The following is a 25,929-nucleotide window of genomic DNA, read 5'->3' on the forward strand; positions in this document are numbered from 1 at the left end:
GGCACCCCGTTATTGTGGAAGAATAAATTTACGCTCTTTTTGCCACTCATCAGGCGTGAATGCGCGAATGCTCACCGCATGGATAGTCCCATCTTTGATGGTATCCATTAGTGGTCCATAAATTAACTGTTCCCTTTTTAGCCTTCTTAATCCGTCAAAACACGTTCCAACAGCAATGACTTCGTAGTGACTACCGTTTGCTTTTACGATAATTTCGTCAAGCGATAGCGCATCTTTTAATAAAGTTTCGACTTGATTTGTTTCCATTAGACTCACTCAAATAGGGTTGTCACCTGCCCCAACTCCATTAAATTTTGTAGTTGCTCAGGTGTATTTCTCAGCTCGAGACGAATGTCGCGCTGCTTTAATTGACCTAAAGAGTGAATTAACCAAGCTAAGCCCGCGGTGTCAACCCTTGAGACCTTAGAAAGGTCAAAATAGACGGTTGATTGTGCATTTTTCAGCAATTGAACGATAGCCGACTGTTTCAGTGCGCTTGGTAAACTCGCTCTTGTTAGTTCACCAGTTAACACGATTTCACCTTTACTTTCGGTGAATGAAATTTTAGGCGTCACCATCATCCCCTCTAAATTGCACAGGAAGCTTGCTCTTTTTGTCCAACAACTGGATCACATGTTCAATACCTTGTTGGCGCAAGATACCATGTAACTCACTTTGTTTGGCATCTAATAGGCTGATCCCTTCTGCCATCATATCAAAGGCACGCCAATCATTGTCTTTACCGCGCCTAACTTTAAAATCAATTTTAATATCCGGTTTACCAGCCTCAACTATTTTTGTTTTTACAATAGCAATATCTTCTTTATCAAATGGCCGGTGTTCACCGAATTCTACTTTTTGATCTTTATACTGAGTAAACACACCTGCATACGTTGCTACTAGATAGCTTTTAAACACCTCAATAAAAGTTTTAATATGCTCAACTGCAGCTGCTTTTTCCTGTTTATCTTCAATGTTACGTACTGTTTGAATGTAGGATCCCAAAACGCGATATGCGGCATATTTGTAATCGATGTAAGGCAAAAGCTCTTCTTCGACGATAACACGTAGGTGCTCTTTATCCTTTTCGATAATGCTCTGCTCTTTTGTTACACGCTGAAAAGTTTGTGCTGCAACTTGCTCAACCATTTTATATGGATCGCTTGAGTCCACTTCTTTTGCCTGCAATGACATCGTAACCATAATGGCAACCAGCCAAATCAGGCATTTGGTATAAAGATTCATTAACATATTTACTCGCTCCCTTGATTAAATAGGAACTGACCAATCAACTCTTCTAATACAAGCGCAGACTTTGTGTCTGTGATCATATCGCCGTCTTTAAGCGCTTTTGTTTCCACCCCAAAGAGAGACTCAAGATCAACACTATCTTCGCTCGTCACTTCTTGACCTAAACACTTTTGCTTAGCTGACTCAGCGGCAATTACTGGAGAAATACCAAGATATTGCTCACCTAAAATGCCCGACGTTAATATAGAAACTGATGAAGTATCAGAAAACTGACATTCATAGTTTTTGTCGATACTCATCGAAACCACAGGTACAAATTCCTGCGGGTGTATCTGAATGCCATCAACACGGCCAATAACAACTCCGCCCACTTTGATTGGTGCACGTGTTTTCAGTGAACCGATATTCTCAAACTTAGCTTGCAGCATGTAGGTTTCACCATTACCACTCAAGCCTGAGTTTGCCACTTTGAGCGCTAACATGATAAATGCAGCGACACCCAACGCTACAAATAGCCCAACTAAAATTTCAATTTTCCGTGTATTCATTTTTTAAAACCTTTTAACTTGAGAACATAACCGCTGTTAATACAAAGTCGAAGCCAAGTACAGCCAGTGAAGAGTGTACTACTGTCTCTGTCGTCGCCTTACTTATCCCTTCAGATGTAGGGACACAGTCATAGCCTTTGTACAACGCGATCCAAGTCACCAATAGTGCAAATACGAAGCTCTTAATAAGACCGTTTAAAATATCTTTTTGGAACGATACCTGTGATTGCATGATAGACCAGAAGCTACCAGAATCGACTCCTAACCAATCCACCCCAACCAAATGTGCACCTAAGATAGCGATTGCTGAAAATATCAACGCAAGCAGTGGCATACTGATAAAGCCTGCCCAAAATCGTGGTGCAATAACGCGCTTTAATGGGTCAATAGCCATCATCTCTAAGCTAGATAATTGCTCAGTTGCTTTCATTAAACCAATTTCAGCAGTCAGTGCACTACCCGCACGCCCAGCAAATAAGAGCGCCGTAACAACGGGACCTAACTCTCTTAGTAGACTCAACGCCACCAACGGCCCAAGGCTATCCTCAGCGCCATATCCTACTAATACGGTATAGCCTTGTAGCGCTAAAACCATACCAATAAATAACCCCGAGACCATAATAATCAACAGTGACTGATGACCTACCATGTAGAGTTGTTTGATTAATAGCGGCGTACCTTTGCGAAAGTTAGGTAAACTAAATAACGCCCCAAATAGCATATTGGTTGCACGACCAAGAGCAGCAAAGCGACTTAGTGTTTTATGACCTATTCTTTGTAGAAAATCGACCAACTCTACTCTCCTTGCAACAGTGCTTGTTGATAATCAGGGGCATTGAAGTGAAATGGTACGGGGCCATCGGCAAGCCCTTGTAAAAACTGCTGCACTAGCGCTGAGTCATGTTTTAGCATTTGCTCAGGCGTCCCTTCACCTATCACGCCTTGCTCAGCGATAATGACAACATGATCTGCAATACTCAGCACTTCTGTCACATCATGAGTCACGATTAAGGATGATAGACCTAACACTTCATTTAGTGACTTAATTAGACGTACCAACACCCCCATCGAAATCGGGTCTTGCCCAGCGAATGGCTCATCATACATGATAAGTTCGGGGTCAAGCGCTATTGCGCGCGCTAGAGCGGCACGCCTTGCCATGCCGCCAGAAAGCTCTGCTGGCATTAAATCCTTTGCACCACGCAGACCTACTGCTTGCAGCTTCATCAATACCACTAACTGAATGAGCTCTTCTGACAATTCCGTGTGTTCGCGCAAAGGAAAAGCGACATTGTCAAAGACACTCATGTCGGTGAACAAGGCGCCGCTTTGAAACAACATGCTCATGCGAGTTCTTGCTTGATATAATTCACTACGGGACATGCTTGGGATACTGTTTCCAGCAAAAAGAATATCACCACTATTAGGTTTTAACTGGCCACCGATCAATCGCAGCATAGTCGTTTTACCTATGCCACTTGGCCCCATTATTGCGGTGATTTTGCCTTCTGGTACGGAAAAGCTCATGTTTTTGTAGATGATCCTTTCACCCCTGGAAAAGGTTACATCCTTGATTTCTACAATTGATTGCGACAAGTCGCTCTCCAGATCGAGACTATATTCATCGGAGTATGATACTTTTTTTTCAAACAAGATGGAAAATCGTTTTGGTAAAATTTTGTAAGTCGTTAAATGTGACGGTTTGCTTATACTTTCCAAGGCGCATTTGGTAGTATCTAACGAAATTTTAATCCTATTGGCTAGAGGTTCATGGTTTTATCGTTTGTTATTCTCATTCTTGGCTTTATTGCACTGGTTTGGAGTGCCGACCGCTTCGTTTTTGGCGCAGCAGCTTTAGCTCGAAACTTTGGTGTACCAACATTAATTGTTGGCTTAACCATTGTCGCCATGGGCTCTTCAGCCCCCGAAATGATGGTTGCTGCACAGGCCGCTCTTGCAGATAAAACAGACACAGCCGTTGGTAACGCCGTAGGTTCTAACATTGCCAATATACTATTAGTCCTTGGGATCACCGCCTTACTCCGACCGCTTTCGGTTGGCTCAGGAATTTTACGTCGAGAAATGCCACTTCTTATCATTGTTTCCTTGGGAGCTTGGTATATTGTCAGTGACAATAACTTTAGTTTTGTTGAAGGTATATTACTGCTTATTGGCTTCGCAGCATTTCTCCTTACCTTAATTATCATTACCAAACGCAGCGGCAACAGCAATGACGATCCTTTCGTTAGTGAAGCGTGTGAAGAGGTGCCGGATAATGTCCCCACACAAAAAGCTATTTTTTGGCTTGTTGTTGGTATGATTTTGCTCCCCGTTAGCGCCGATTATCTGGTGGGTGCAGCTGTTGATATTGCAAAGTACTTTGGGATGAGCGACTTATTGATTGGGTTAACTATCATCGCGGTAGGAACCAGTTTACCTGAACTCGCAGCCTGTGTAGCTGGCGTATTAAAAAATGAAGACGATTTAGCGCTAGGTAATATCATTGGTTCGAATATTTTTAATATCCTTGCGGTACTGTCTATTGCGGGGATCATCAATCCCTCTGTATTAGATACCAATATCGCGGCTCGTGATATATTTATTATGCTTGGTGCAACACTATTGCTACTTATTATGAGCTTAAGCATTACTGGTAAACGTCGTATCAACCGCTTTGAAGGTGGTTTGTTACTCGCCTGCTTTATCGGATATATTTACTACATCATTTAAGGAATACACGTGACAACGACCCCATTTATTGAATCTGCTAATCAAGTGTTTGCTACTGAGCTTGCAGCAATAGAGGAAGTGCAGCAGTTTGTCGATCAACAGTTTGAGCAAGCTTGTAAAATAATGTTTAATTGCCAAGGTCGAATTATTGTTATTGGTATGGGTAAGTCAGGTCATATTGGAAATAAAATTGCCGCTACACTCGCCAGCACAGGAAGCCCTGCTTTTTTCGTGCACCCAGGTGAGGCTAGCCATGGCGATTTAGGTATGATCACCAAAGATGATGTGGTTTTGATGATATCAAATTCAGGTGAAACCCAAGAAGTTATCTCAATCTTACCGATAATTAAACGTTTAGGTGCACCTGTGATCTCTATGACAGGCAACCCAAGCTCAACCATGGCTCGCAACGCCAGTGTTCACCTTTGCGTTAAAGTGTCAAAAGAGGCGTGCCCACTAGGATTAGCGCCCACAGCAAGTACCACAGCAACGCTGGTTATGGGAGACGCATTAGCTGTTGCTCTACTTGAAGCCAGAGGATTTACTGCCGATGATTTCGCGCTTTCTCACCCGGGAGGAAGTTTAGGCAAACGACTATTACTCACAGTCGCTGACATCATGCACAAAGACAGTGCTATTCCTATGGTCAGAAGCAACTGTACCGTCAAAGAAGCCCTTTTCGAAATGTCTGCAAAAAGTCTTGGAATGACAGCGATTGTCGACGAGCAGACACAATTGCAAGGTATTTTTACAGACGGTGACTTGCGCCGTATCATAGAACAAAAAGTAGACATTCACACAACGCCAATCACACAAGTTATGACCGCAAAAAGTACCACCGCACGTGCCGATATGCTCGCTGCTGAGGTGCTAAATATTATGGAAAATAAACGCATCAATGGACTAATTGTGGTTGACGAGAATAATGTCCCTGTAGGTGCATTGAATACCCAAGATTTACTTAGAGCGGGAGTGCTATGATGCAGTTTAGCGACCTTTATCAAGATATCTCAACAGATGCTTGGCAAAAAGCAACTCAAATTAAACTCTTAATTTGTGATATTGACGGTGTATTCTCTGACGGACGCATTTATCTAGGTAATAACGGTGAAGAATTAAAGGCATTCAATACCAAAGACGGCTTCGGTATCAAAGCGCTAGTAAACTGCGGTATTGAGGTTGCGGTCATCACAGGTAGACATTCACAAATAGTTCAGCAACGCATGACTAGTTTAAATGTAACGCATATTTACCAAGGTCAAGAAAACAAGCTAGTGGCATATGAAGCACTAAAAACGCAGCTTAACCTGAAGGATGCAGACATTGCCTATATTGGCGATGATGGCCCTGATCTGCCAGTGATGGAGCAAGTTGGCTTTGCTGTCGCCGTGAATGATGCACATCCGCTGATAAAACGCATTGCCCACTATACCACTTTGATGCCGGGAGGCTTTGGCGCCGTCAGAGAGTTAACAGATCTGCTCATGCTCAGCCAAAACCACCCTCTTACCACTACAGGGTCAAGTACATGACTGTGCTTCGTGTCATTCTGCTCATTACTTTTAGTGCGCTGATGATTTGGCTGTGGTCGCCGATGTTTAACGCATCAGAAACCAACAAGAAAAGTGACGATGAACCACTTGCTAAGCCCGATTATGTGGCGACCGCATTAGAGCAGACTACCTACAGTGAAAATGGCTTACTAAACTACCATGTGACTGCTGATAAAATGGAACTTTATCAAGATCTTGGTTTTAGCCACTTTGCAAAACCCATTTTTACATTATATAACGGTGAGCAAAATTGGCAGATAAGCGCATTGGAAGCCACATTATACGAGAACAACACCCTGATTTTAGAAGGGGATGTTTTAGCAAAAAACCTCACACCAGACGCAATGATCAGTACTATCAATGCCGACAATGTCAGGGTTGAAATTAAACAAAAGTTGATGAAATCAGAACACCCCGTCATTATCACAGGCCCTAGCCTTAAAATTACCGGTAAAGGCCTACATGCAGACTTGCAAAAACAGCTGATTGAGCTCATCAACCATACAAAGACAATTTATTATGACCAGTAAAATAATTAACAAATTAGTTTTCGTCGGCTTGCTCGCAAGTTCCACTTTCGCAGCTGCTGCAGAGCAAAATGAAGTCATTATCGACGCTGGCCGTCAGCAAGCTCAACTGCAAAGTAACATAGGCATTTTCGAGCAAAACGTTGTCATTATTCATGGCACAAGAAAAATCAATGCTGATCGTTTGGAAGTGCACCGCCGCGCTGAGCTTGGTTCAAATAAGCAGCTACTAATTGCTACTGGCAACCCTGCGGTTTTTGAAGAAGCTCAGGCAGATGGTACAACCTTACGCGCAGCGGCTAATGAAATTCGCTATGATGTTGCCGAATTAAAATTAGTACTTACTGGCAATGCTGAAATATCGCAAGCGGGTCAAAAAAGTAGTGCACAAGTCATTACTTATCATATCGAAAAGCAACTCATTAGTGCCGAACGCTCTGAACAGGGCGACTCTCGGGTCAGAACAATTTTGGTTCCTGTTGAAAAGAAATCTGACACCAACGTGGAAAAAAGTGAAGATCCACAGGAAAAAGGTAACAATTCATGAGCGAGCTCAAAGCAACAGGCTTGGCAAAAAGCTATAAAGGTCGCCAAGTTGTCAAAAATGTAGGACTGAGTGTCGAAGCAGGTAGCATCGTTGGTTTACTTGGCCCTAATGGTGCGGGGAAAACCACTACCTTTTATATGATTGTGGGCTTAGTACCAAGTGACAAAGGCTTTATACAAATCGATGATGAGGATATCACCCTACTCCCGATGCACAGTCGCGCACGCCTAGGGATTGGATATTTACCTCAAGAATCATCCATATTTAGGAAGCTAACGGTATATCAAAACCTCATGGCTATTTTGGAAACCCGCAAAGATTTGTCTAAAGTTGAAAGAGAAGCTCAGCTGAATGAGTTGTTGGATGAATTTAATATCCAACACATCCGTGATTCTCAAGGGATGGCATTATCTGGAGGAGAGAGAAGACGGGTAGAAATTGCTCGTGCTTTAGCCGCTAACCCTAAGTTTATCTTGTTAGATGAACCTTTTGCTGGCGTTGATCCAATTTCAGTGTTAGATATAAAGACAATCATTGAGCACCTTAAAAATCGTGGGATCGGTGTACTGATCACCGACCACAATGTAAGAGAAACGCTGGACGTATGTGAAAAAGCCTACATCGTTTCACACGGTGAATTAATCGCCGCTGGTACGCCAGAACATGTTTTAGCGGATCAAACCGTAAGAGATGTCTACCTAGGCGAACAATTCAAGCTATAGTTAAGACGTAGTATTAATAACTGTTAAAAGGGATTGTTAGAGATACATGAGGCAATCATTACAGCTGCGCATGGGGCAGCAACTTACAATGACTCCACAACTGCAACAAGCCATACGCCTGTTGCAGCTTAGTACGTTGGATCTACAGCAAGAAATACAAGAAGCGTTGGACAGCAACCCACTATTGGAAGTGGAAGAAGGCGATACCGCTGACGCAGAAAGTACTGAACAACACAGCCAAGATAAAAATAATACGGACGATAGTCAGCAAAGCTCAGATGAAGCGCCTGTCAGCGAGTATGAAATGGACTCAGATACCGCCATGAGCAAAGAAACGGTTAGTGATGATCTTGCCATGGATGTGACTTGGGATGAATATATGAGTGCTGCACCAGCATCAAGCGCAGCTCCTTTACCTGATGATGATAACGTCTACCAGGGAGAGACTTCCGAATCACTACACGACTACCTAATGTGGCAGCTAGAACTTACGCCATTTAGCCCAACAGATAGAGCCATTGCTATTGCCATCATCGAAGCGGTAGATCTGTCTGGCATTTTAACGCTTTCCTGTGAAGATATTTTAGAAAGTATCAATGATGAAAACAGTGAAGAGCCGGTAGAGTTGGATGAAGTCGAAGCCGTACTTAAACGTATCCAGTTGTTTGACCCTGTCGGTATTGCTGCACGAAGTTTGCAAGAATGTTTATGTATTCAGTTAAATCAATTTGCACCTGACACACCGTGGATCACCGAAACCAAGATGATCCTGACCGAGCACATTGATTTACTTGCTAGCCGTGATTACCGTACCTTAGCGAAAAAAACACGCTTAAAAGAAGCTGAGCTAAAAGAAGTTATGACGCTGATCCACAGTCTTAACCCTAAGCCAGCTGCGAGTATTATTCATGAAGAGCCCGAATACGTCATTCCAGATGTGTCGGTAAAAAAAGTGAAAGGCCGCTGGGTTGTAGAGCTAAACCCTGATGCGATGCCTAAGATTAGAGTAAATGACCACTACGCTGCGATGTCGAGAACTGCTAAATCGAGTACTGATAGCCAGTTTATTCGCTCACACCTTCAAGAAGCAAAGTGGTTTATTAAGAGCTTAGAAAGTCGCAATGACACTTTATTGAAAGTTACCAATTGCATTGTGCAACAACAACAGGCATTCTTTGAACATGGCCCCGAAGCGATGAGACCTATGGTGTTAAACGATGTCGCAGAGATGGTTGATATGCACGAATCTACTATTTCTCGTGTCACCACCCAAAAGTACATGCACACACCAAGGGGCATATTTGAGCTGAAGTATTTCTTCTCAAGCCATGTCAGTACCGAAAATGGAGGTGAGTGCTCCTCGACAGCAATACGAGCACTCATCAAGAAGCTAATAGCTGCGGAAAACACTGCTAAACCATTAAGTGATAGCAAGATTGCAGATATTTTAGCTGAACAAGGAATTAAGGTAGCGAGACGCACGATTGCAAAATATCGTGAATCCCTAGCCATTCCACCGTCAAATCAGCGTAAAAGCTTGATATAAGACGTTAAACACAAGAAGGAAAAATGCTTATGCAACTAAATTTAACTGGTCGCCATGTAGAAATCACTGACTCTTTAAGAGATTATGTCACCAATAAGTTTGCGAAGCTTGAGAGGCACTTTGATCATATCAATAACGTTCATGTGATCCTTGATGTCGAAAAACTAGTTCAAAAAGCAGAAGCAACATTGCACGTAAATGGCGGCGAGCTATTTGCATCAACAGAGCATCAAGACATGTATGCAGCAATTGATGGCCTGATTGACAAACTAGACCGTCAAGTAATTAAACACAAAGAGAAGCTCACTCGACACTAAAATGAAATTAAGTGAATTAGTGAATAAGGACTGTAGCAAAGCTGCGGTCCTTTTTAGTAGCAAAAAACGTATTCTCGAATACATTAGCGAATTAGCGCATAGCCAAATCCCTGATACCAGCCAGCACACTATCTTAGATGCCCTTATGGCACGAGAAAAGCTGGGAAGTACAGGTATAGGTAAAGGGATCGCAATTCCTCATGGGCGACTTGAAGGTATTGATAAAATACTGGCGATGGTCTTGGTAAGCGAACAAGGGATCCCGTTYGAGGCGATCGACAAACAGCCTGTCGATATTTTTGTCGCATTCATCGTACCTGAAGGAGATAATCAACAACACTTAAAGACCTTAGCTGCGATTGCTGATACACTCAAAAATAAGTCATTTTGCAAAATGCTCAGGCAAGCAAAAAATGACGATGAGTTATATGCAGTGATCCAAGGTGAATTTGATGAGTGATGAAGAAAAAGGACTCGAGCTTATCATTATCAGTGGCCGTTCTGGTTCTGGTAAGTCTGTAGCACTTCGAGTATTAGAAGATTTAGGCTACTATTGTGTCGACAATATTCCGGTTAATTTACTCCCCTCTTTAGTTCGTAGTGTTTCTGACAACTACAACAAAGTTGCTGTTAGTATCGATGTCCGCAACCTCCCCAAAGAACAAGATGAGTTCAACGATATACTCGAGTACTTACCAGGTTTTGCTAAACCAATCCTGTTTTATCTAGACAGCGATGATCAGACGCTCATTAAACGTTTTTCAGAAACGCGCCGTTTGCATCCATTATCAATACACAACCTGCCTTTAGACGTTGCAATTAAAAAAGAGCGTGAGCTGTTAGATGTATTGACGACTAGAGCTGACTTCTTAATTGATACTACCGGCCTCAGCGTGCACCAACTGGCAGAAGATATTCGTGAAAAGATTTTAGGTCAGAAAAATAAACAACTTATCATTACCTTTGAATCTTTTGGCTTCAAGCACGGTATTCCAAAACAAGCAGATTACGTATTTGATGCGCGTTTTTTACCAAACCCGCACTGGGAACCAGAGCTAAAGCCATTAACAGGGCTAGATCAGCCGGTAAAAGACTATCTCTCAAGTCATAGCATAGTGCAGAAATTTACTTGGCAAATTCAAACGTTTGTCCAAACTTGGTTGCCACACCTTGAACGAAACAACCGTAGCTACTTAACCATAGCTATAGGCTGTACTGGTGGCCAGCACCKCTCTGTTTATTTAGCACAAACGATTGGTGAGCGCTTTGCAAAAACACACTCTAACGTAAAAATCCGCCATCGTGAGCAAGAGAATAATGTGTGAAGATACATTTTTAATCCAAAATAAGCTTGGATTACATGCTCGAGCAGCGACTGAACTGGCTCAGCTTGCCGTTCAGTTTGATGCAGAGGTGACTTTATATCAGGGCGATAAAAGCGCGTCAGCGGATAGCGTTCTGGCACTGCTACTTCTGGAGAGCAGCCAAGGTAAAGAAGTTAAAGTTGTGTGTAGCGGCCCTGATGCGCAGCCCGCACTGGATGCTATCGGTATGCTGATCCATAATAAGTTCAATGAATCAGAATAACTCCACACAACCGTAACAGGTATTGTGTCAGCACCAATTCATATAACATGTGCTACACTTCGATACTCAAGTTCAATTAAATAAGTCTCGCCTACTCGCCTGTAAACCTTGGTAGAACAAAGAAAACTGCGTTACACTGTAGTGGCTGTTAGCGCTAAAACTGGCTGCTAGAAGGGCGTGATACCAACTGTCTTAATACTTGCTCAATTTGAAGGGGTAAGCCTGACGCTAGTAACTGCGTTAAAAAACTCTTATTTAGAATAAATTAATGCTCCTAAGCTGAGGTTGATTATTTCGATACATGAGGCTAAACGAAGCTAGTATGGTATATCCCAGTTTTGAGTCGGTTGAGGTGGTAATTCATTTATAATAAATAAAGCTAGAATAAACCGGCAGCCCCCCACGGAAATATATTGTGTCACATTTTTACAAGACATGGTTTCTGAATACATTACAGCATGTTGGGGCGAGCAAACCACTATCATTTACTGTCAACATTATCAAAAAGGACGCGTATGCCTGAAGTATTTGAACAAGACTATACACTGGAGCAACTTCAAAAGGTTACCAAAGCCTTAAACAGTGGTCAGTTTGTTCAAGTAAGGCGTATGCTAGCAGAAACCGCTCCTTGTGATACCGCACTCCTATTAGAGTCATCACCTCATAAAGTTCGCTCTATGCTCTGGCAACTTGTTGACCCAGATATTCAAGGGGATGTGCTCGAGGAGCTGTCTGAGGATGTAAGGCTGGGGATCATCGCTCAGATGGAACCCGAGCTTATCGCAGCTGCAACCGAAGACATGGATGATGATGACTTAGGTGATGTCCTTCGTAGCCTTCCTGATACCGTTTATCAGGATGTTATCGGTGCGATGGATACACAGGATAGGGAGCGTGCTACACAGGCATTATCCTACAAGGAGAACTCCGCTGGCGCTCTGATGAGCACAGATACGGTCACTATACGGCCAGATGTCACTTTGGAAGTGGTATTTAGGTACCTTCGCCTCAAAGGTGAGCTACCTGATGGTACTGATGAGCTGTATGTCGTGGATAAAGATAACTGCTTTTTAGGCACGCTACCTGTCAATATTTTACTCACTAATTCACCAGATAGTATTGTTCGCGAGTTGATGGATGAAGATAAGGAAACCATTCCTATCTCCATGGATGAATCTGAGGTTGCACAACTGTTTGAGCGTCATAACTGGATTTCAGCTCCTGTCGTTGACGATAATGCCCACCTTCTCGGCCGTGTTACCATTGATGATGTGGTCGATGTTATTCGTGAAGATGCCGAGCACAGTCTATTAAGTATGGCCGGTCTTGAGGACGAGGAAGACACCTTTGCTCCTGTTCTTAAAAGTAGCAAGCGCCGTTCAATTTGGCTGGGCATAAACTTGCTTACAGCGTTAATGGCAGCATTCGTCGCCAGCTTTTTCGAAGGTACTTTAGATATTTTGCCAATCCTTGCAGTACTAAATGGCATCGTACCAAGTATGGGTGGGGTTGCAGGTAGTCAAACGTTAACACTGGTTATTCGTGGTATAGCCCTTGGTCATATCAATCAAACCAACCAGAAGTTTTTAATGGGTAAAGAGCTGGCCATTGGTGCGTTAAATGGGTTGCTATGGTCGTTGTTAATCGCGGGTGTCATTGCAGTGTGGCAGTGGGATTTCACACTCGGTGCAGTCATCGCCTTCGCTATGTTTATGAATTTAGTCGCAGCGGGTATTGCTGGTGCTAGTATCCCAATTATGCTGAAAAAAATGAACATCGACCCTGCTCTAGCAGGAAGTGTGGTGCTAACAACAGTCACTGATATTGTCGGAATTTTTGCATTCCTTGGCACTGCAACTTGGCTGCTCGTTTAACAATGGCAGATAATGCTGGCAATACCGCCAGCATTACTTAATAGGGTGCAGTGTTATTCTCCTGCAATCTGCATGCTATTAAGTAGCACTGAACCAGTTTGCACTGCGCCTCGACATTCGATATCACCACCTACCCCTTCAATGTTGGCAAACATGTCTTTTAGATTACCTGCAATCGTGATTTCACTGACAGGATACTGTATCACACCATTTTCTACCCAAAACCCTGCTGCACCTCTTGAGTAGTCACCAGTTACCGTATTGACCCCTTGCCCCATCAACTCGGTTACCAGTAAACCTGTGCCCATAGTCGCCAGTAAAGCGTTCAAGTCATCATGGGTAGGTTTTACTAGCCAATTATGTATACCACCAGCATGCCCTGTAGCTTGCATATTCATCCTGCGCGCCGCATAACTTGCCAATAAGTAAGTATTCAGTACACCGTCTGTGATAATTTCACGATCTATTGTTTTCACTCCTTCACTATCAAATGGGCTTGATGCTAACCCTTGCAGCAAATGAGGCTTCTCTTCGATATTGACACAAGTATTAAAAATTTGGGTATCTAAAGAGTCCATTAAGAAACTTGATTTTCGATACAAAGCGCCACCACCAATGGCTGACACTAAGTGTCCAAATAAGCTATTGGCAATATCAGCGCGGAAAATCACAGGCACTTTGCGTGTAGATAGCTTTTGACTACCTAGCTTCGCTAACGTCGACTGAGCCGCTTCAAGTCCAACAGCATTAGCAGATTTAAGCTCAGTATGTACGCGGGAAAGCGTAAACGCAGAGTCTCTTTGCATTTGCTCTGCTTCTTTCCCTATTACCATAGTACTTAAACTGTGTCTTGTTCGTGGAAAGCCCGCGATCAGTCCATGACTATTACCATACACTCGGATCCCTTGGTGACTGGATAAACTTGCACCATCCGAGTTAACTATTCTGGGGTCGTAGTCAAGCGCCGCTTTTTCCGCCGCGATACACTGCTCTATGGCTTCATCAGGAGAAACTTCCCACGGGTGAAATAGATCTAGTTCAGGAGGAGACATTTCCAATAGCGCCTCATCTGCGACCCCATTACAAGGATCATCCGATGTAAACTTGGCGATATCGATTGCCTTTTCTACAACCGAGCGCAATGCCTTTGGGCTAAGATCTGCTGTCGATGCAGAACCTTTGTGGTTGCCAACATATACACTTATCCCCAGCCCACCATCTTGGTTAAATTCAATGGTTTCAACCTCTCCCATACGCGTACTTACAGATAACCCTGAGGTACTTGACATTGCAGCCTCAGCGGAGGTTGCTCCTAGTTTTTTTGCCTGTGCAAGTACTTCAGCAACAGCATTTTTTACATCATCAATTTGGCTAAATATTGGGTGTTGTTGAGGTTGAGTCATAGATACCTTGTCCGCTTGCTCATCTGACTAAAGCTGATTAAGTTAATATGCTAACACAGCTACTCACTATTGTAGTGATCAATTGTGGTATACTCTAGGGTTAGAGACCTTAATTATTCAAAGTATAGACAAGAGCAATGGCTAAACACGAGCAACCGACTGAAGAAGAGATTATTTACGTTTCCAAAAGTGAGCTAAAACGTGAGGCGCAGGAATTACACGAGCTTGGCTGTGAGATTGCAGGGCTGGGTAAAAAGCAGCGTGAGAAGCTCCCTTTAACCGATGAGCTCAAAGAAGCAATGGCCGTTGCTGATAAGATCCGAGCCAAAACAGATGCTTATCGCCGTCACATGAATTATATCTCGAAAACGTTACGTACCACTGCAAACATTGATGATATTCAAGCGGCAATGGATTTACTCCTTAATAAGAACAACCAAGCAGACGTTTTGCTCAATAAAATTGAGCATATTCGAGATGATGTTATTGCCAAGGGTGACAGTAAAATTAACGAATTATTGCTAGAGTACCCTGAACTTGAGCGCCAAAAAATGCGCCAAATGGCACGCCAAGCAAGCAAAGAGTTAAAGGCAGAGAAACCTGGTAAAGCGTACAGAGAGCTATTTCAATATTTAAAAGAAGTGATTATGCCATAGCTCACCCGGGCCAATGAATAAGGACAAAAAGGCGCATCAGCGCCTTTTTATTGTCTACAAAATAGTATTAAGCGGTGCCACCCACTGTTAGCTCATCAATTTTCAAGCTTGGCTGACCAACACCAACAGGAACGCTTTGGCCATCTTTACCACACACACCAACGCCTCTATCTAACGATAAATCATTACCAACCATAGAAACTTTTTTCATCACTTCAGGGCCATTGCCAATCAAAGTGGCTCCTTTAATCGGTTGGGTGATCTTGCCATTTTCGATTAGGTAGGCTTCTGAAGCTGAAAATACAAACTTACCAGACGTAATATCGACCTGACCGCCACCAAAATTATTAGCAAATATGCCTTTATCAACGCTGCGGATGATTTCCTCTTGCGTATGCTCTCCCGCTAACATGTAGGTATTTGTCATTCTCGGCATAGGTAGATGCGCATATGACTCGCGACGAGCATTACCTGTTGGCGCAACTCCCATCAAGCTCGCATTTTGCTTGTCCTGCATGTAGCCTTTTAAAATACCGTTTTCAATCAGCACATTGTAAGCTGCTGGAGTCCCTTCATCATCTATATTTAAAGAGCCTCTGCGATTAGCAAGCGTACCATCGTCAACCACAGTACATAAGCTAGAAGCAACTTGTTCACCAATACGGCCGCTAAATGCTGATGCACCTTTACGGTTAAAGTCACCTTCTAAGCCGTGTCCAACAGCCTCATGCAACAAAACTCCAGGCCAACCAGAACCGAGGACGACAGGCATAGTGCCTGCCGGAGCATCAATGGCTTCAAGATTAATTTGAGCTTGCCTTACCGCTTCTTTTGCAAACTGCATCCATCTAGGTTCACCATCTACCAATTCCTTAAAGTAGCCATAATCTAAACGCGCACCACCTCCAGCACTGCCGCGTTCACGGCGACCATTTTTCTCTAATAGTACTGAGCAATTTAAGCGAATTAATGGACGAATATCGGTCGCAAATGTACCGTCACTCGCAGCAATTAACACCTCTTCATATACCGCGGATAATGAGCTAACGACTTGTTGTGCTTCTGGTGCTAAGTCACGGATACATTGCTCCATTTCTCTTAACAGAGACACCTTATCAGCATCAGCCATGCTAGTAATAGGTTGTGCTGGTTGGAATTGGATTGGTGCTGATACATCGCTAAATACTTGCACTTTATGACTTTCACCAGCTTGTGCAATACTACGCGCAGCCTCAGCCGCTTTATTTAATGCTTCAATATTGATGGCATCTGAATAACTAAACCCCGTTTTTTCACCACTGACGGCACGCACACCAACGCCACGCTCAATATTGTAGCTACCATCTTTGACTATACCGTCTTCAAGTACCCAGGTTTCGTGGTGACTCGATTGAAAGTATAAATCGGCATAATTTACTTTGTGCTGGTGAATATAATCAAGCGTTTGTGTAAGTTGCTCTCTCGTCAGCTGGCTATTGGTCAGTAAATTTTGCTCTACATTACTCATAAAAACTCACTTTTAAATCGGTTGTGATCCATTACCGGCATGTTTCTTCGGATAGAATCAAGAAGTGCTCTATCAATCTTTTGGGAGATGGGCTCCAAACTCGTCTTTGTGTCTGCCAAAATCTCACCCCAAGGTGATACGATTAAGCTATGACCGTATGTTTCTCTACCATTTTCATGGTTACCAGACTGTGCAGCCGCTACCACATAGCACTGATTTTCAATTGCTCTTGCTTGTAACAAGGGCTGCCAATGCGCAGCCCCTGTTGCACAAGTAAACGCACTAGGAACTAAAAATAGCTCAGCGCCTAATGCTCTCATCGCTTGATATAAGCTTGCAAAGCGTAAGTCATAACATACACTGAAGCCAATTTTACCGAATGGACTGTCAGCAACCACTATCTCCTGTCCAGGAAGGGTTCGCTCAGACTCTCGGTATTGTTTAGTCTTGTCACTTATATTGGCATCAAATAGGTGGATCTTATTGTAGCGTGCTACTATCTCTCCACACGAGTTAAATAAATAGCTGGCTGCCAAATACTTTTCATCAACACCCAGTGTTGCAATAGTGCCAGCAGCAAGCCAAATGCCATATTGACGACAAAGAGCTGATAGCTCTATAAGGTACTGCTCACTGTGATGTGCACCTTCCCAAGCTTGCTGCGCATTCTCACAAAATGCCAGCCAGCTTTCAGGCAAGCAAACTAAAGTTTCTTCCTCAATGACCAACAAAGCTAACTGACGGCGCAGATAAGCTAGGTTTACCTCTGCGGTCTGTGCCGAGCACATCGGTAATGCGATGACTTTAGCCATTGCCACCTTCCTTATTTTGCGGCTCTATGGACTGCTTTTCTTGTTTAAGTGTAGCATCCCCACTTTGAACTGGGGGCTCAGTTGCTTCGTTCTGATTGTCACTTTTTATTGTTTCGTCGTCTGGTAATTGCTCACTTACCGGAATAATAGGCGTCGGTAACTCGACCTCTTTACTCTTACGATCAACCTCTGTCACTATGGGTTCTTGCATCGTGCCGGTGATCTTAAAGTTTATTTCAGAGATAACCCGTGCAGAGTGGATCACTTTGTCTAGTGCCAATGCCGCCAGCCCAGTAACGGGATTCACCGCCCACGCCATTATCACAGGTAAACTAGAGGTGACTTGGGGTGCTACAGCCAAATCATAATTAATTTCGTACGTATTGAGATCAGCATAACCCCGTATAGCTAAATCTGCTGGTACGCCATCTAATTTAGTGTCTTCAGTGACTGCTACACCATTATTTAAGTGTACTGAGCCACTCATACCATTGTAAAAAAAACCTTTGGAGAACACGTCTCTGAAGTCAAGGCGCAGTTTTCTAATCAACGAATCTAAACTCAATAATGAAAATACCCGCGCCCCTTTATCGCTTATCTCTGCCAAATGCCCTTCACCTAAGCGCCATGTTACGGTTCCAGCAAGACTTGGCATGTCCAAATCATAGGGTGCACCTTGCCAGTCCATAGCAAACTCTATATTGGCGCGAGAGTCTTTGATAGTAGATGTAATATCAAATTCATCCATTAATTCCCCAAAATCATCACTGGCAAGTACGCCCGTTAGGCTCGTTTTCCCTTGTTCAAACCGGCCACTGGCATTTAATTTATGTTCTTTTTTATCAATAACTAACTCGGAAATGATCAGCTTGTTACCGTCACCAAATAAAGAAAGGTTCACCTTGTCTAATTGATAGTCATCAACCTTACAGTCGGCACATACAAATTCAGTGGCAGGCAATTCGAGTAACCAGTCAAGAGAATCAATCTCTGCGGGTAAACCTTGCTGTGATGACGCCTCTTTGGGCAAATTAAGTCGTAAATAGTCACTATTAATGTGTATCGGTCGGCTAGAACTAGACCTTGGTATTGCTACCTGAGTGCGCATTTCTTTACTATTGATTTTAAGCTGCATAGCGCCATTTAAAGGTGTCATTGCAAAATCAACATCGTAAAATGGAATATCCGAAAAAGTTACTTTTGAAAACGCCCCACTAACCTGATTCAATGCAGGCAAAAATGCGCTGTCGGTATCACTACTTGGTACCGAAACAATACGGTCAATCAAAGGTAACCAAGGAAGCAGTTCGATCTCTTGTTGTTTTATCGTAATATCAAACCCTTCGCTATTTAAGCCTTCGTCTTTACTTCCAATTATCAGATGCGCATTGCGCATGGTCCCCGTGCTGTTATCTATGATGCCATTAAAATACAATTGACTGTCTAGTCTTGCCGTGATCAGGTTAGAAATATCATCACCTAGCACCATACCACTTAGTAGTTTGGTTTGATTTGCTGGTTTAGCAAACTGATCAGGTAAATAACTAGTTATACCACGTAGATCACTATCAAACGTTGCTTTGTAGTTGAAGCCAGAGTCAGCAAAGTTGAGTGTTAACTCAGTATTGAGCATGCTAATCCCCTCAAAGTAGCCATCAATAATGCCATTTGCATAGGGTGTTAGTTGGGTGATTCCAGCTTGTAAGCCAATCTTGCTACTCACTTGATAACTTTGCTTGTTACCTGAGCCGGATAAATTCATAGACAGTGGCATATCAAGCCAAGTCGCGGTTAACTCATTCACCTGAATATTGTCATCATCGAATGCAATGATGCCATTTACCTTCTCCAACTGCATACCTGGTTTTGCTAAAAAAACCGAATTATCTTTAAGATAAACATCGCCTTGAGCACGCACAGCGCCATCATGTAAATCCACAGTGAGAAGCACTTCTCCTGTCGCGTTCCCTTTTGCCTGAACAATTTCTAATATATTTTCGAGCGGATCTGCAATTGGCGTTGCACTGAAGAAAGGTTGTAATGTACTGGCTTCAGTGTTGTGAAGAATATCTACAGTGAGTACATCTGCTTGATTGAGATCTTCAATACTAACCACCACTCCTTGATCAACTGTCTGATTAACCAGTTCACCACGATGTACATAAATATCCATTCTTTCATTTGCAAAGTGTAAAGTAACATCGCCAGACGTTACGCTTGGCCAACCGGGTGCAAAGTTAAATTTAACTTCATTCAAACGTGATTTAACTTCAAACTGGCCTTGCTTATCAGCAAACGGGAAATGCGAGAGAGGACCATTAAGTAACACTTGGGTTTGTAAATGCTGACCGCCCTGTATACCTGATTCTAGATAGTCGACTAGGCTTTTACGCATGATACTTACCGGATAATATCGAGACGCTATCTCACCTCGTCCACCCGATAACTCTGCATATAAGTCTAAAGTAGGATCATCATTTAATTGTAATGAAAACTCCGCAGCTAACGCCACGTCTTGATTACTTATCCAAAAATTAGGGCTAGAAACTTGCCACCCTCTTAGCTGTTGCTCTCGGATGAAAATATCACCACTTAACTGTTGAATTTCAATATTATTCTTAAAGGTTTCCTTTGATAAAAGCTCACTTTGATCAACACTAACATTTAACCTAACTTGATTATCCAACGCCACAACTTCTAATCGTGCGCCATAAATACCTGGGATCCCTTGATACGGTTCCACTGCAATATTTTCAACGACCCCCCATGCTGACCATGAAGCGTCATCGCTAATACTGAACTTAGCCGCACTCAGTTGGCCATTAGGATTCATACCATAAAGTAAGTCCCGCCCAGGAAACTGCGCCAGTTGGGCCAACTCCGCCAGTAAACTAGCGTTGATATTTTCGAGCCAAAACGTTTTATTGTGCTTAAACCATTTTGCTTCAAGCTGGATTGGTTCGAGTGCTTTTTGGTTATGCGTAAACTGAATACCACTACTTTGGATCCACAGGCCTTCAGAATCGGGGGTGAGTAGAAATTGTGCGTCATCTAATACCAGTGTGCGCTCACGCTCATCCTCAACCCATGTCAACGCACTTGGTTTAATGTCTACCGTGATGTCTTGCAGTGCACCCTGTTCAAACCCAAGCCATAGTTGCGCATTAATGTCTGCACTGAGGTTGGGATAGGTTAACGTCACAAGTTCTTCTAACCAGTCAACAGGATCTACTTTGTCAGCAGACACATAAATATCGCCCGCCAGTTCACTTAGCTTTCTTCCAGATAAAGATATGCGAGCATTGAACTGTCCCTGCGAAAAACCCGGTAATGCAATTTCCCCTATCCCTTCATGCAACGCGCTAGAGTTTTGCCATACCAAGTCTTTAAGCAGTAAGCGATGTGTTTTACCACTGGCAAAGGTAATGTTAAGGCGACTGCTTTGCACAGCAAAGTGCCCCACATCTCCCAAAAACAGACTTTCAAGCAGTGCTTGCTGCTCAAATTCATTTTGCTCTTGGGTATTACTGAGCTTGCGAAGGTCAATATCAGCTTCAAAACCTTCCAACACAAAGTAATTAGATGCGATTTGCATCTGCCGCACAGACTCAAACACATTCAGCTGTAATGAAGTTTTCGCAATATTAATTGAAATAGGCGAATTCTGGTTATCTTTAAAAGAGAGTGACTCCAGCACTAAAGCTGGGCCATTGCCCTCCCAGCTTGCACTGATTTGACCTATACTGATGTCAACATTGAGCTGCTTTTGGATAAGCGCTTCGATGTTACTTTTATAATCATTTGCATAGGGCAAGGCATACTTTAGCGCAGACACCAGCACCGCAAGTGTCACTAAAGTGATCGCAAAAATTTGCCATGCTTTGCGCAGGCAGAAAAAACAAACGGCCTTAGCCTGCATGTACCACTACCTTTTACATCATTACTACATCAAACTGTTCTTGGCTGTATAAGCTCTCAGTTTGAATACTGACCTGTTTACCTATAAATAGTTCAAGCTCAGCCAAGTTATGGTACTCATCATTAATCAAAGCCTCACTCACCGCAGGAGAGGCATACACCATGAACTTATCAGCGTCATACGCTCGATTAACACGGACTATTTCACGTAAAATTTCATAGCATACGGTTTCAACTGTCTTTAACGATCCTCGCCCAGAGCAAGATGGACATACATCACAAAGAATGTGCTCCAAGCTTTCACGCGTGCGTTTTCGCGTCATCTCAACAAGCCCTAGCGCAGAAAGTCCATTAATATTGGCTTTTGCTCGGTCTTTGGACAACGCAGTTTCTAAAGAGTGCAATACGCGGCGTTTATGCTCATCCGATACCATGTCGATGAAGTCGATAATGATGATACCACCAAGGTTTCTGAGCCTGAGTTGCCTTGCAATAGCAGAAGTCGCTTCAACATTGGTATTAAAAATGGTTTCTTCTAAGTTACGGTGGCCAACAAACGCTCCAGTGTTGACATCAACCGTTGTCATCGCCTCAGTTTGATCTATGATCAAGTAGCCGCCTGACTTTAATTCTACCTTGCGATGTAGTGCTTTTTGTATTTCAGATTCGACATCAAATAAGTCAAAAATGGGGCGCTCACCAGGATAGTATTCCAGTGCGCTTGCCAGCTGTGGAACAAACTCTTCGGTAAATAATTTTAACTCTTGATAGGTCAACTTTGAGTCAACACGGATGCGTTCCATGTCCTCACCGACATAATCACGCAATGTTCTAAATGCCAAAGTCAGATCTTCGTGCAAGATCCTTGCTTTACTGGTTTTGCGGCGGCGCGTCACTATCTTCTGCCATAACTTTTTCAGAAATTCCGCATCGTGTTTTAGTTCTGCTTCTGAAGCACCTTCGGCAGCGGTGCGAACAATAAAACCGCCATTTTCATCATTATATTGAGCAACGATTTCTTTTAATCTATCTCGTTCTTGCTCTGTTTCAATACGCTGGCTCACACCGACATGTGTCGCATCTGGCATAAATACTAAATAACGAGACGGAATGGTGATATCTGTGGTTAGCCTAGCGCCTTTAGTACCCAGCGGATCTTTCACCACTTGCACCATGATAAATTGCCCTTGCTTTACCAGTTCGCGAATATCTTGTACTTTTTTAACTGGTGAGTCTGCAACTCCTTCTTCGATAGAAGCACTGTTGACAATATCAGAAGCATGTAAAAACGCAGCTTTCTCCAAACCAATATCAACAAACGCAGCTTGCATACCGGGCAACACTCGGCTCACTTTTCCAAGATAGATATTGCCAACTATTCCCAAGTTGCCGATGCGCTCAACCTGTACCTCTTGCAGCACGCCATTTTCTATTAAGGCTACACGACTTTCACTGGGGGTGACGTTAATTAGTAGTTCGCTACTCATAATTATTTAAAAACCGTTGTATTAATTCATCCGTCTCATATAAAGGTAAGCCCACAACTGCAAAATAGCTACCTTGGATCTCAGTAACAAAGCGCCCGCCGAGCCCCTGGATCCCATAACCACCCGCTTTATCTTGCGGCTCTTTGGTCTGCCAATATGCTTCAATTTCAGTGTCATCTAATTCCTTAAAGGTCACATCCGTTGTCACTACCTGACTCAATACTTTATTAGGATCAGCAAGTGCGATTGCGGTCATTACCTGATGAGTATTGCCTGATAGGCGTCGCATCATGCTGATAAAATCAGCTTTATCACGAGGTTTTCCAAGTGCCTCGCCATCAATCACCACAACAGTATCACTGCCCAATACAGGTCTGTCGGTATAACCTTTTGCGACGCCCGACTGCGCTTTTAAACGCGCGAGCCGCTCAACCATTTGTATTGCGGTTTCACCAGCCAATGGGCTTTCGTCAGCATCAATACTAAACTGCTCAAAGGCATAACCTAGTTGCGATAACAATTCACTGCGTCTTGGAGAAGCCGAAGCGAGATATAAATTGGTTGGCATTATCGGATCCTAAACTGTCTACGGTATTTTCTCAGTAGCGGGAATATCCACAACCAGCACACCATGCCTGTAACTGCAGGCCACAAATAATGCGGGTTAAAGTAGATATCAAGCAAGAAATGATTAAGCCAGAATTGTAACAAATGATAGAGAGCCAAAAACAATCCAATTAATACTGCCTGCTGCCAAATAGAGAAGTTACGAATTTTTTGGAAATTACTGGCTGTGATGTAAATGCAAATTGAGTAAGTTAGTGAGTTTACTCCAAGTGGTGCCCCCATAGCCAAATCAATGATTAATCCGGTTACCCAAGCCCAACCAATATTAACACGGTGAGGTACAGCCAAAGACCAATACATTAGCACTAGTAAAACCCAATCAGGGCGAAATGGCTCTAGGGAAAAAGGTAGTGGCATCAAGGCCATGATCAGAGCTACAAATACGCTGAGTGCAATTAATAAACCACTATTTTTACTCATTATTAATTGCCTCTTGCCTGCGCTTACCTAGCACCACTAACAATCGGATCCGATCAAGTTGCGCCACAGGCTCAGCCTGCACTTGTGCAAATGGCAGCCCTTCATCACGGTCAATTTCAGTCACAACTGCAACAGGGTAACCCTCTGGAAATGTCCCACCTAAGCCTGATGTTACTAATATATCCCCAATTCGAATATCCATACTATGGGGGACATGCGCGAGGCGTACACTGTTTATTTTACCGGTTCCCTCTACTACTGTTCTTACGTCATTTCTTAAGATCCTAACCGGTGTTGCATGGGTAGTATCTGTCATCAGCAAGACACGCGATGTTGTAGTACCAACTTGGGTAAGTTGCCCGACTATACCCATTTCATCGATCACAGCCTGGCCTTCACTAATGCCATCAATAGTGCCGCGATTGATTACGACCTGGTGACTGTATGGATTTGAATGTACAGACAACACCTGAGAAATAAGCCTTTGGTTGCCTTCTCTAGCAGAAGCTCGCAGTAAGGCACGTAGTTCCTGGTTTTCCTTTTGCAGAAACKGTAATTGTTGCAGTTGCTCACTTTGTAACAGTTGTTTTTCTCTAAGTAACTGATTTTCTTGTTGTAATTTATCTCGCGTATTTAGGCTCTTTAACCCAAAACTAAATGCTTCATATGGAATATTGGCAACGTACAATAAAGGACTCACGAGCGTATTCAAACTCGTTCTTACCATCGTGCCGCCAGCCGTGTAGCGATCGCCAATGATCAGAATAATACTAAGCACAACTGCGACAGTAAGTCGCAGTTGTAATGGGATGGTTCGGCCAAAGAGTAAATTCATCAGTCGTAGCTAAAAACATCACCACCGTGCATATCAATCATTTCTAGCGCTTTGCCTCCCCCTCTGGCGACACAAGTCAATGGATCATCAGCAACGACAACTGGTATCCCGGTCTCTTCCATTAGCAAGCGATCGAGATCTTTTAGCAAGGCACCACCGCCTGTGAGCACCATACCATGAGCAGAAATATCAGATGCCAACTCTGGTGGGGACTGCTCAAGAGCAACCATAACCGCACTGACAATCCCCATTAATGGCTCTTGTAACGCTTCTAGGATCTCATGCGAGTTTAGGGTAAAGGAACGCGGCACACCTTCAGCAAGGTTACGGCCACGAACCTCGATTTCAATCGGCGTTTCACTCTTAAAGGCAGAGCCAATTTCATGTTTAATATGCTCGGCCGTTGCTTCACCAATTAAACTTCCGAAGTTGCGACGCACATAGTTGATAATAGCTTCATCAAACTTATCACCACCGATACGTACTGATGAAGAATAAACGACACCATTTAGCGAGATAATCGCCACTTCTGTAGTACCACCACCAATGTCGACAACCATTGAACCTGTGGCTTCAGATACCGGTAAACCAGCACCAATTGCCGCGGCCATCGGCTCCTCAATCAAGTATACTTCGCGCGCGCCTGCTCCCATTGCTGACTCACGGATAGCACGCTTTTCAACCTGAGTTGCACCACACGGTACACAAATAAGTACGCGTGGGCTAGGACGCATAAAGTTATTATTATGTACTTGCTTAATAAAATGCTGCAGCATCTTTTCTGTCACATAAAAGTCAGCGATTACACCATCTTTCATTGGACGAATGGCTTTTATATTACCCGGTGTTCGACCCAGCATTTGCTTTGCAGCAGTACCAACAGATGCGACACTTTTTGGTCCACCGGCACGCTCCTGTCGAATAGCAACGACTGACGGTTCATTCAGTACTATGCCTTCTTCTTTTACATAGATAAGTGTATTAGCTGTCCCTAAGTCGATAGAGAGATCGTTAGAAAATAATCCGCGTAATTTTTTAAACATGAGGCTGGGTGACCTTTCA

Annotated in this window: 28 protein-coding genes; 13 read left to right on the forward strand and 15 right to left on the reverse strand. The window is 43.3% G+C overall.

Annotated elements, in window-relative coordinates; all coding sequences use genetic code 11:
* Positions 1-9: 9 nt before the first annotated feature.
* Genes EAG18_RS04300 through EAG18_RS04325 form a run of 6 tightly spaced genes read right to left on the reverse strand, consistent with a single transcriptional unit; the run spans position 10 to position 3,395 of the window.
* Complete coding sequence (locus tag EAG18_RS04300) at positions 10-267, reverse strand: BolA family protein (protein WP_099643171.1); 258 nt, start codon at positions 265-267, stop codon at positions 10-12.
* Between the two features lie 5 nt (positions 268-272).
* A complete protein-coding gene (locus EAG18_RS04305) occupies positions 273-578 on the reverse strand; it encodes an STAS domain-containing protein (protein ID WP_125251212.1) in 306 nt (101 codons plus the stop codon).
* On the reverse strand, positions 565-1,251 hold the full coding sequence (locus tag EAG18_RS04310; RefSeq protein ID WP_125251168.1) for an ABC transporter substrate-binding protein: 687 nt from the start codon (positions 1,249-1,251) through the stop codon (positions 565-567). Before EAG18_RS04310 ends, EAG18_RS04305 begins: the two co-directional genes overlap by 14 nt.
* Before the next feature lie 2 nt (positions 1,252-1,253).
* A complete protein-coding gene (mlaD, locus tag EAG18_RS04315; protein ID WP_125251169.1) occupies positions 1,254-1,799 on the reverse strand; it encodes an outer membrane lipid asymmetry maintenance protein MlaD in 546 nt (181 codons plus the stop codon).
* Positions 1,800-1,812: 13 nt separating this feature from the next.
* Positions 1,813-2,592: a lipid asymmetry maintenance ABC transporter permease subunit MlaE gene (mlaE, locus tag EAG18_RS04320; protein ID WP_125251170.1), complete on the reverse strand. Its 780-nt coding sequence runs from the start codon at positions 2,590-2,592 to the stop codon at positions 1,813-1,815.
* Positions 2,593-2,594: 2 nt separating this feature from the next.
* Positions 2,595-3,395 carry an ATP-binding cassette domain-containing protein gene (locus tag EAG18_RS04325; protein ID WP_176033140.1) on the reverse strand — a complete coding sequence of 267 codons (801 nt, stop codon included), beginning with the start codon at positions 3,393-3,395 and terminating at the stop codon, positions 2,595-2,597.
* A 174-nt stretch (positions 3,396-3,569) separates the two neighbouring features.
* On the opposite strand from EAG18_RS04325, the gene EAG18_RS04330 reads away from it, so the two are divergent.
* The 12 genes from EAG18_RS04330 to mgtE all read left to right on the forward strand — a co-directional run bounded on the left by EAG18_RS04330 (position 3,570) and on the right by mgtE (position 13,202).
* Complete coding sequence (locus EAG18_RS04330) at positions 3,570-4,529, forward strand: calcium/sodium antiporter (RefSeq protein ID WP_125251172.1); 960 nt, start codon at positions 3,570-3,572, stop codon at positions 4,527-4,529.
* 9 nt (positions 4,530-4,538) lie between these two features.
* Positions 4,539-5,510, forward strand: a complete 972-nt coding sequence (locus EAG18_RS04335) for a KpsF/GutQ family sugar-phosphate isomerase (protein WP_125251173.1) — start codon at positions 4,539-4,541, stop codon at positions 5,508-5,510.
* The gene (gene kdsC, locus EAG18_RS04340) at positions 5,510-6,061 is read left to right on the forward strand and encodes a 3-deoxy-manno-octulosonate-8-phosphatase KdsC (protein ID WP_125251213.1); all 552 of its coding nucleotides are present in this window, start codon (positions 5,510-5,512) and stop codon (positions 6,059-6,061) included. Before EAG18_RS04335 ends, kdsC begins: the two co-directional genes overlap by 1 nt.
* Entirely contained in the window at positions 6,058-6,612 is a 555-nt protein-coding gene (gene lptC / locus EAG18_RS04345; protein WP_125251174.1) for an LPS export ABC transporter periplasmic protein LptC, read from the forward strand. Before kdsC ends, lptC begins: the two co-directional genes overlap by 4 nt.
* Positions 6,602-7,156 carry a lipopolysaccharide transport periplasmic protein LptA gene (gene lptA / locus EAG18_RS04350; protein ID WP_125251175.1) on the forward strand — a complete coding sequence of 185 codons (555 nt, stop codon included), beginning with the start codon at positions 6,602-6,604 and terminating at the stop codon, positions 7,154-7,156. The genes lptC and lptA overlap by 11 nt, the downstream gene beginning before the upstream one ends.
* On the forward strand, positions 7,153-7,878 hold the full coding sequence (gene lptB / locus EAG18_RS04355) for an LPS export ABC transporter ATP-binding protein (RefSeq protein ID WP_125251176.1): 726 nt from the start codon (positions 7,153-7,155) through the stop codon (positions 7,876-7,878). Before lptA ends, lptB begins: the two co-directional genes overlap by 4 nt.
* A 46-nt stretch (positions 7,879-7,924) precedes the next feature.
* A complete protein-coding gene (locus EAG18_RS04360) occupies positions 7,925-9,424 on the forward strand; it encodes an RNA polymerase factor sigma-54 (RefSeq protein ID WP_125251177.1) in 1,500 nt (499 codons plus the stop codon).
* Positions 9,425-9,453: 29 nt separating this feature from the next.
* On the forward strand, positions 9,454-9,741 hold the full coding sequence (gene hpf, locus EAG18_RS04365) for a ribosome hibernation promoting factor (protein ID WP_010376661.1): 288 nt from the start codon (positions 9,454-9,456) through the stop codon (positions 9,739-9,741).
* Position 9,742: 1 nt separating this feature from the next.
* Positions 9,743-10,201: a PTS sugar transporter subunit IIA gene (locus EAG18_RS04370; protein ID WP_125251178.1), complete on the forward strand. Its 459-nt coding sequence runs from the start codon at positions 9,743-9,745 to the stop codon at positions 10,199-10,201.
* Positions 10,194-11,066 carry an RNase adapter RapZ gene (gene rapZ / locus EAG18_RS04375; protein ID WP_125251179.1) on the forward strand — a complete coding sequence of 291 codons (873 nt, stop codon included), beginning with the start codon at positions 10,194-10,196 and terminating at the stop codon, positions 11,064-11,066. Before EAG18_RS04370 ends, rapZ begins: the two co-directional genes overlap by 8 nt.
* Positions 11,056-11,328 (forward strand): HPr family phosphocarrier protein, encoded by a 273-nt coding sequence (locus tag EAG18_RS04380; protein ID WP_167508234.1) that lies wholly within the window; start codon positions 11,056-11,058, stop codon positions 11,326-11,328. The genes rapZ and EAG18_RS04380 overlap by 11 nt, the downstream gene beginning before the upstream one ends.
* 515 nt (positions 11,329-11,843) lie before the next feature.
* Positions 11,844-13,202 (forward strand): magnesium transporter, encoded by a 1,359-nt coding sequence (gene mgtE, locus EAG18_RS04385; RefSeq protein WP_125251181.1) that lies wholly within the window; start codon positions 11,844-11,846, stop codon positions 13,200-13,202.
* 53 nt (positions 13,203-13,255) lie between these two features.
* On the opposite strand, the gene pmbA is transcribed toward mgtE, so the two are convergent.
* Positions 13,256-14,605: a metalloprotease PmbA gene (gene pmbA / locus EAG18_RS04390; RefSeq protein ID WP_125251182.1), complete on the reverse strand. Its 1,350-nt coding sequence runs from the start codon at positions 14,603-14,605 to the stop codon at positions 13,256-13,258.
* A gap of 137 nt (positions 14,606-14,742) precedes the next feature.
* On the opposite strand from pmbA, the gene yjgA reads away from it, so the two are divergent.
* Entirely contained in the window at positions 14,743-15,261 is a 519-nt protein-coding gene (yjgA, locus tag EAG18_RS04395; RefSeq protein ID WP_125251183.1) for a ribosome biogenesis factor YjgA, read from the forward strand.
* Between the two features lie 67 nt (positions 15,262-15,328).
* On the opposite strand, the gene tldD is transcribed toward yjgA, so the two are convergent.
* Genes tldD through EAG18_RS04435 form a run of 8 tightly spaced genes read right to left on the reverse strand, consistent with a single transcriptional unit; the run spans position 15,329 to position 25,910 of the window.
* Positions 15,329-16,768 carry a metalloprotease TldD gene (gene tldD / locus EAG18_RS04400; protein WP_125251184.1) on the reverse strand — a complete coding sequence of 480 codons (1,440 nt, stop codon included), beginning with the start codon at positions 16,766-16,768 and terminating at the stop codon, positions 15,329-15,331.
* The gene (locus EAG18_RS04405) at positions 16,765-17,580 is read right to left on the reverse strand and encodes a carbon-nitrogen hydrolase family protein (protein WP_125251185.1); all 816 of its coding nucleotides are present in this window, start codon (positions 17,578-17,580) and stop codon (positions 16,765-16,767) included. Before EAG18_RS04405 ends, tldD begins: the two co-directional genes overlap by 4 nt.
* On the reverse strand, positions 17,573-21,499 hold the full coding sequence (locus EAG18_RS04410; protein WP_125251186.1) for a YhdP family protein: 3,927 nt from the start codon (positions 21,497-21,499) through the stop codon (positions 17,573-17,575). Before EAG18_RS04410 ends, EAG18_RS04405 begins: the two co-directional genes overlap by 8 nt.
* Before the next feature lie 13 nt (positions 21,500-21,512).
* On the reverse strand, positions 21,513-22,985 hold the full coding sequence (gene rng, locus EAG18_RS04415) for a ribonuclease G (protein ID WP_125251187.1): 1,473 nt from the start codon (positions 22,983-22,985) through the stop codon (positions 21,513-21,515).
* Positions 22,978-23,553 (reverse strand): nucleoside triphosphate pyrophosphatase, encoded by a 576-nt coding sequence (locus EAG18_RS04420; protein ID WP_125251188.1) that lies wholly within the window; start codon positions 23,551-23,553, stop codon positions 22,978-22,980. The genes rng and EAG18_RS04420 overlap by 8 nt, the downstream gene beginning before the upstream one ends.
* Positions 23,553-24,032: a rod shape-determining protein MreD gene (gene mreD / locus EAG18_RS04425; protein ID WP_125251189.1), complete on the reverse strand. Its 480-nt coding sequence runs from the start codon at positions 24,030-24,032 to the stop codon at positions 23,553-23,555. Before mreD ends, EAG18_RS04420 begins: the two co-directional genes overlap by 1 nt.
* Positions 24,025-24,867, reverse strand: a complete 843-nt coding sequence (mreC, locus tag EAG18_RS04430; RefSeq protein ID WP_125251190.1) for a rod shape-determining protein MreC — start codon at positions 24,865-24,867, stop codon at positions 24,025-24,027. The genes mreD and mreC overlap by 8 nt, the downstream gene beginning before the upstream one ends.
* The gene (locus EAG18_RS04435; protein ID WP_010376642.1) at positions 24,867-25,910 is read right to left on the reverse strand and encodes a rod shape-determining protein; all 1,044 of its coding nucleotides are present in this window, start codon (positions 25,908-25,910) and stop codon (positions 24,867-24,869) included. The genes mreC and EAG18_RS04435 overlap by 1 nt, the downstream gene beginning before the upstream one ends.
* Between the last annotated feature and the right edge of the window lie 19 nt (positions 25,911-25,929).

The organism is Pseudoalteromonas sp. J010 (assembly GCF_003934235.1).
GTDB classification, from domain to species: Bacteria; Pseudomonadota; Gammaproteobacteria; order Enterobacterales; family Alteromonadaceae; genus Pseudoalteromonas; species Pseudoalteromonas peptidolytica.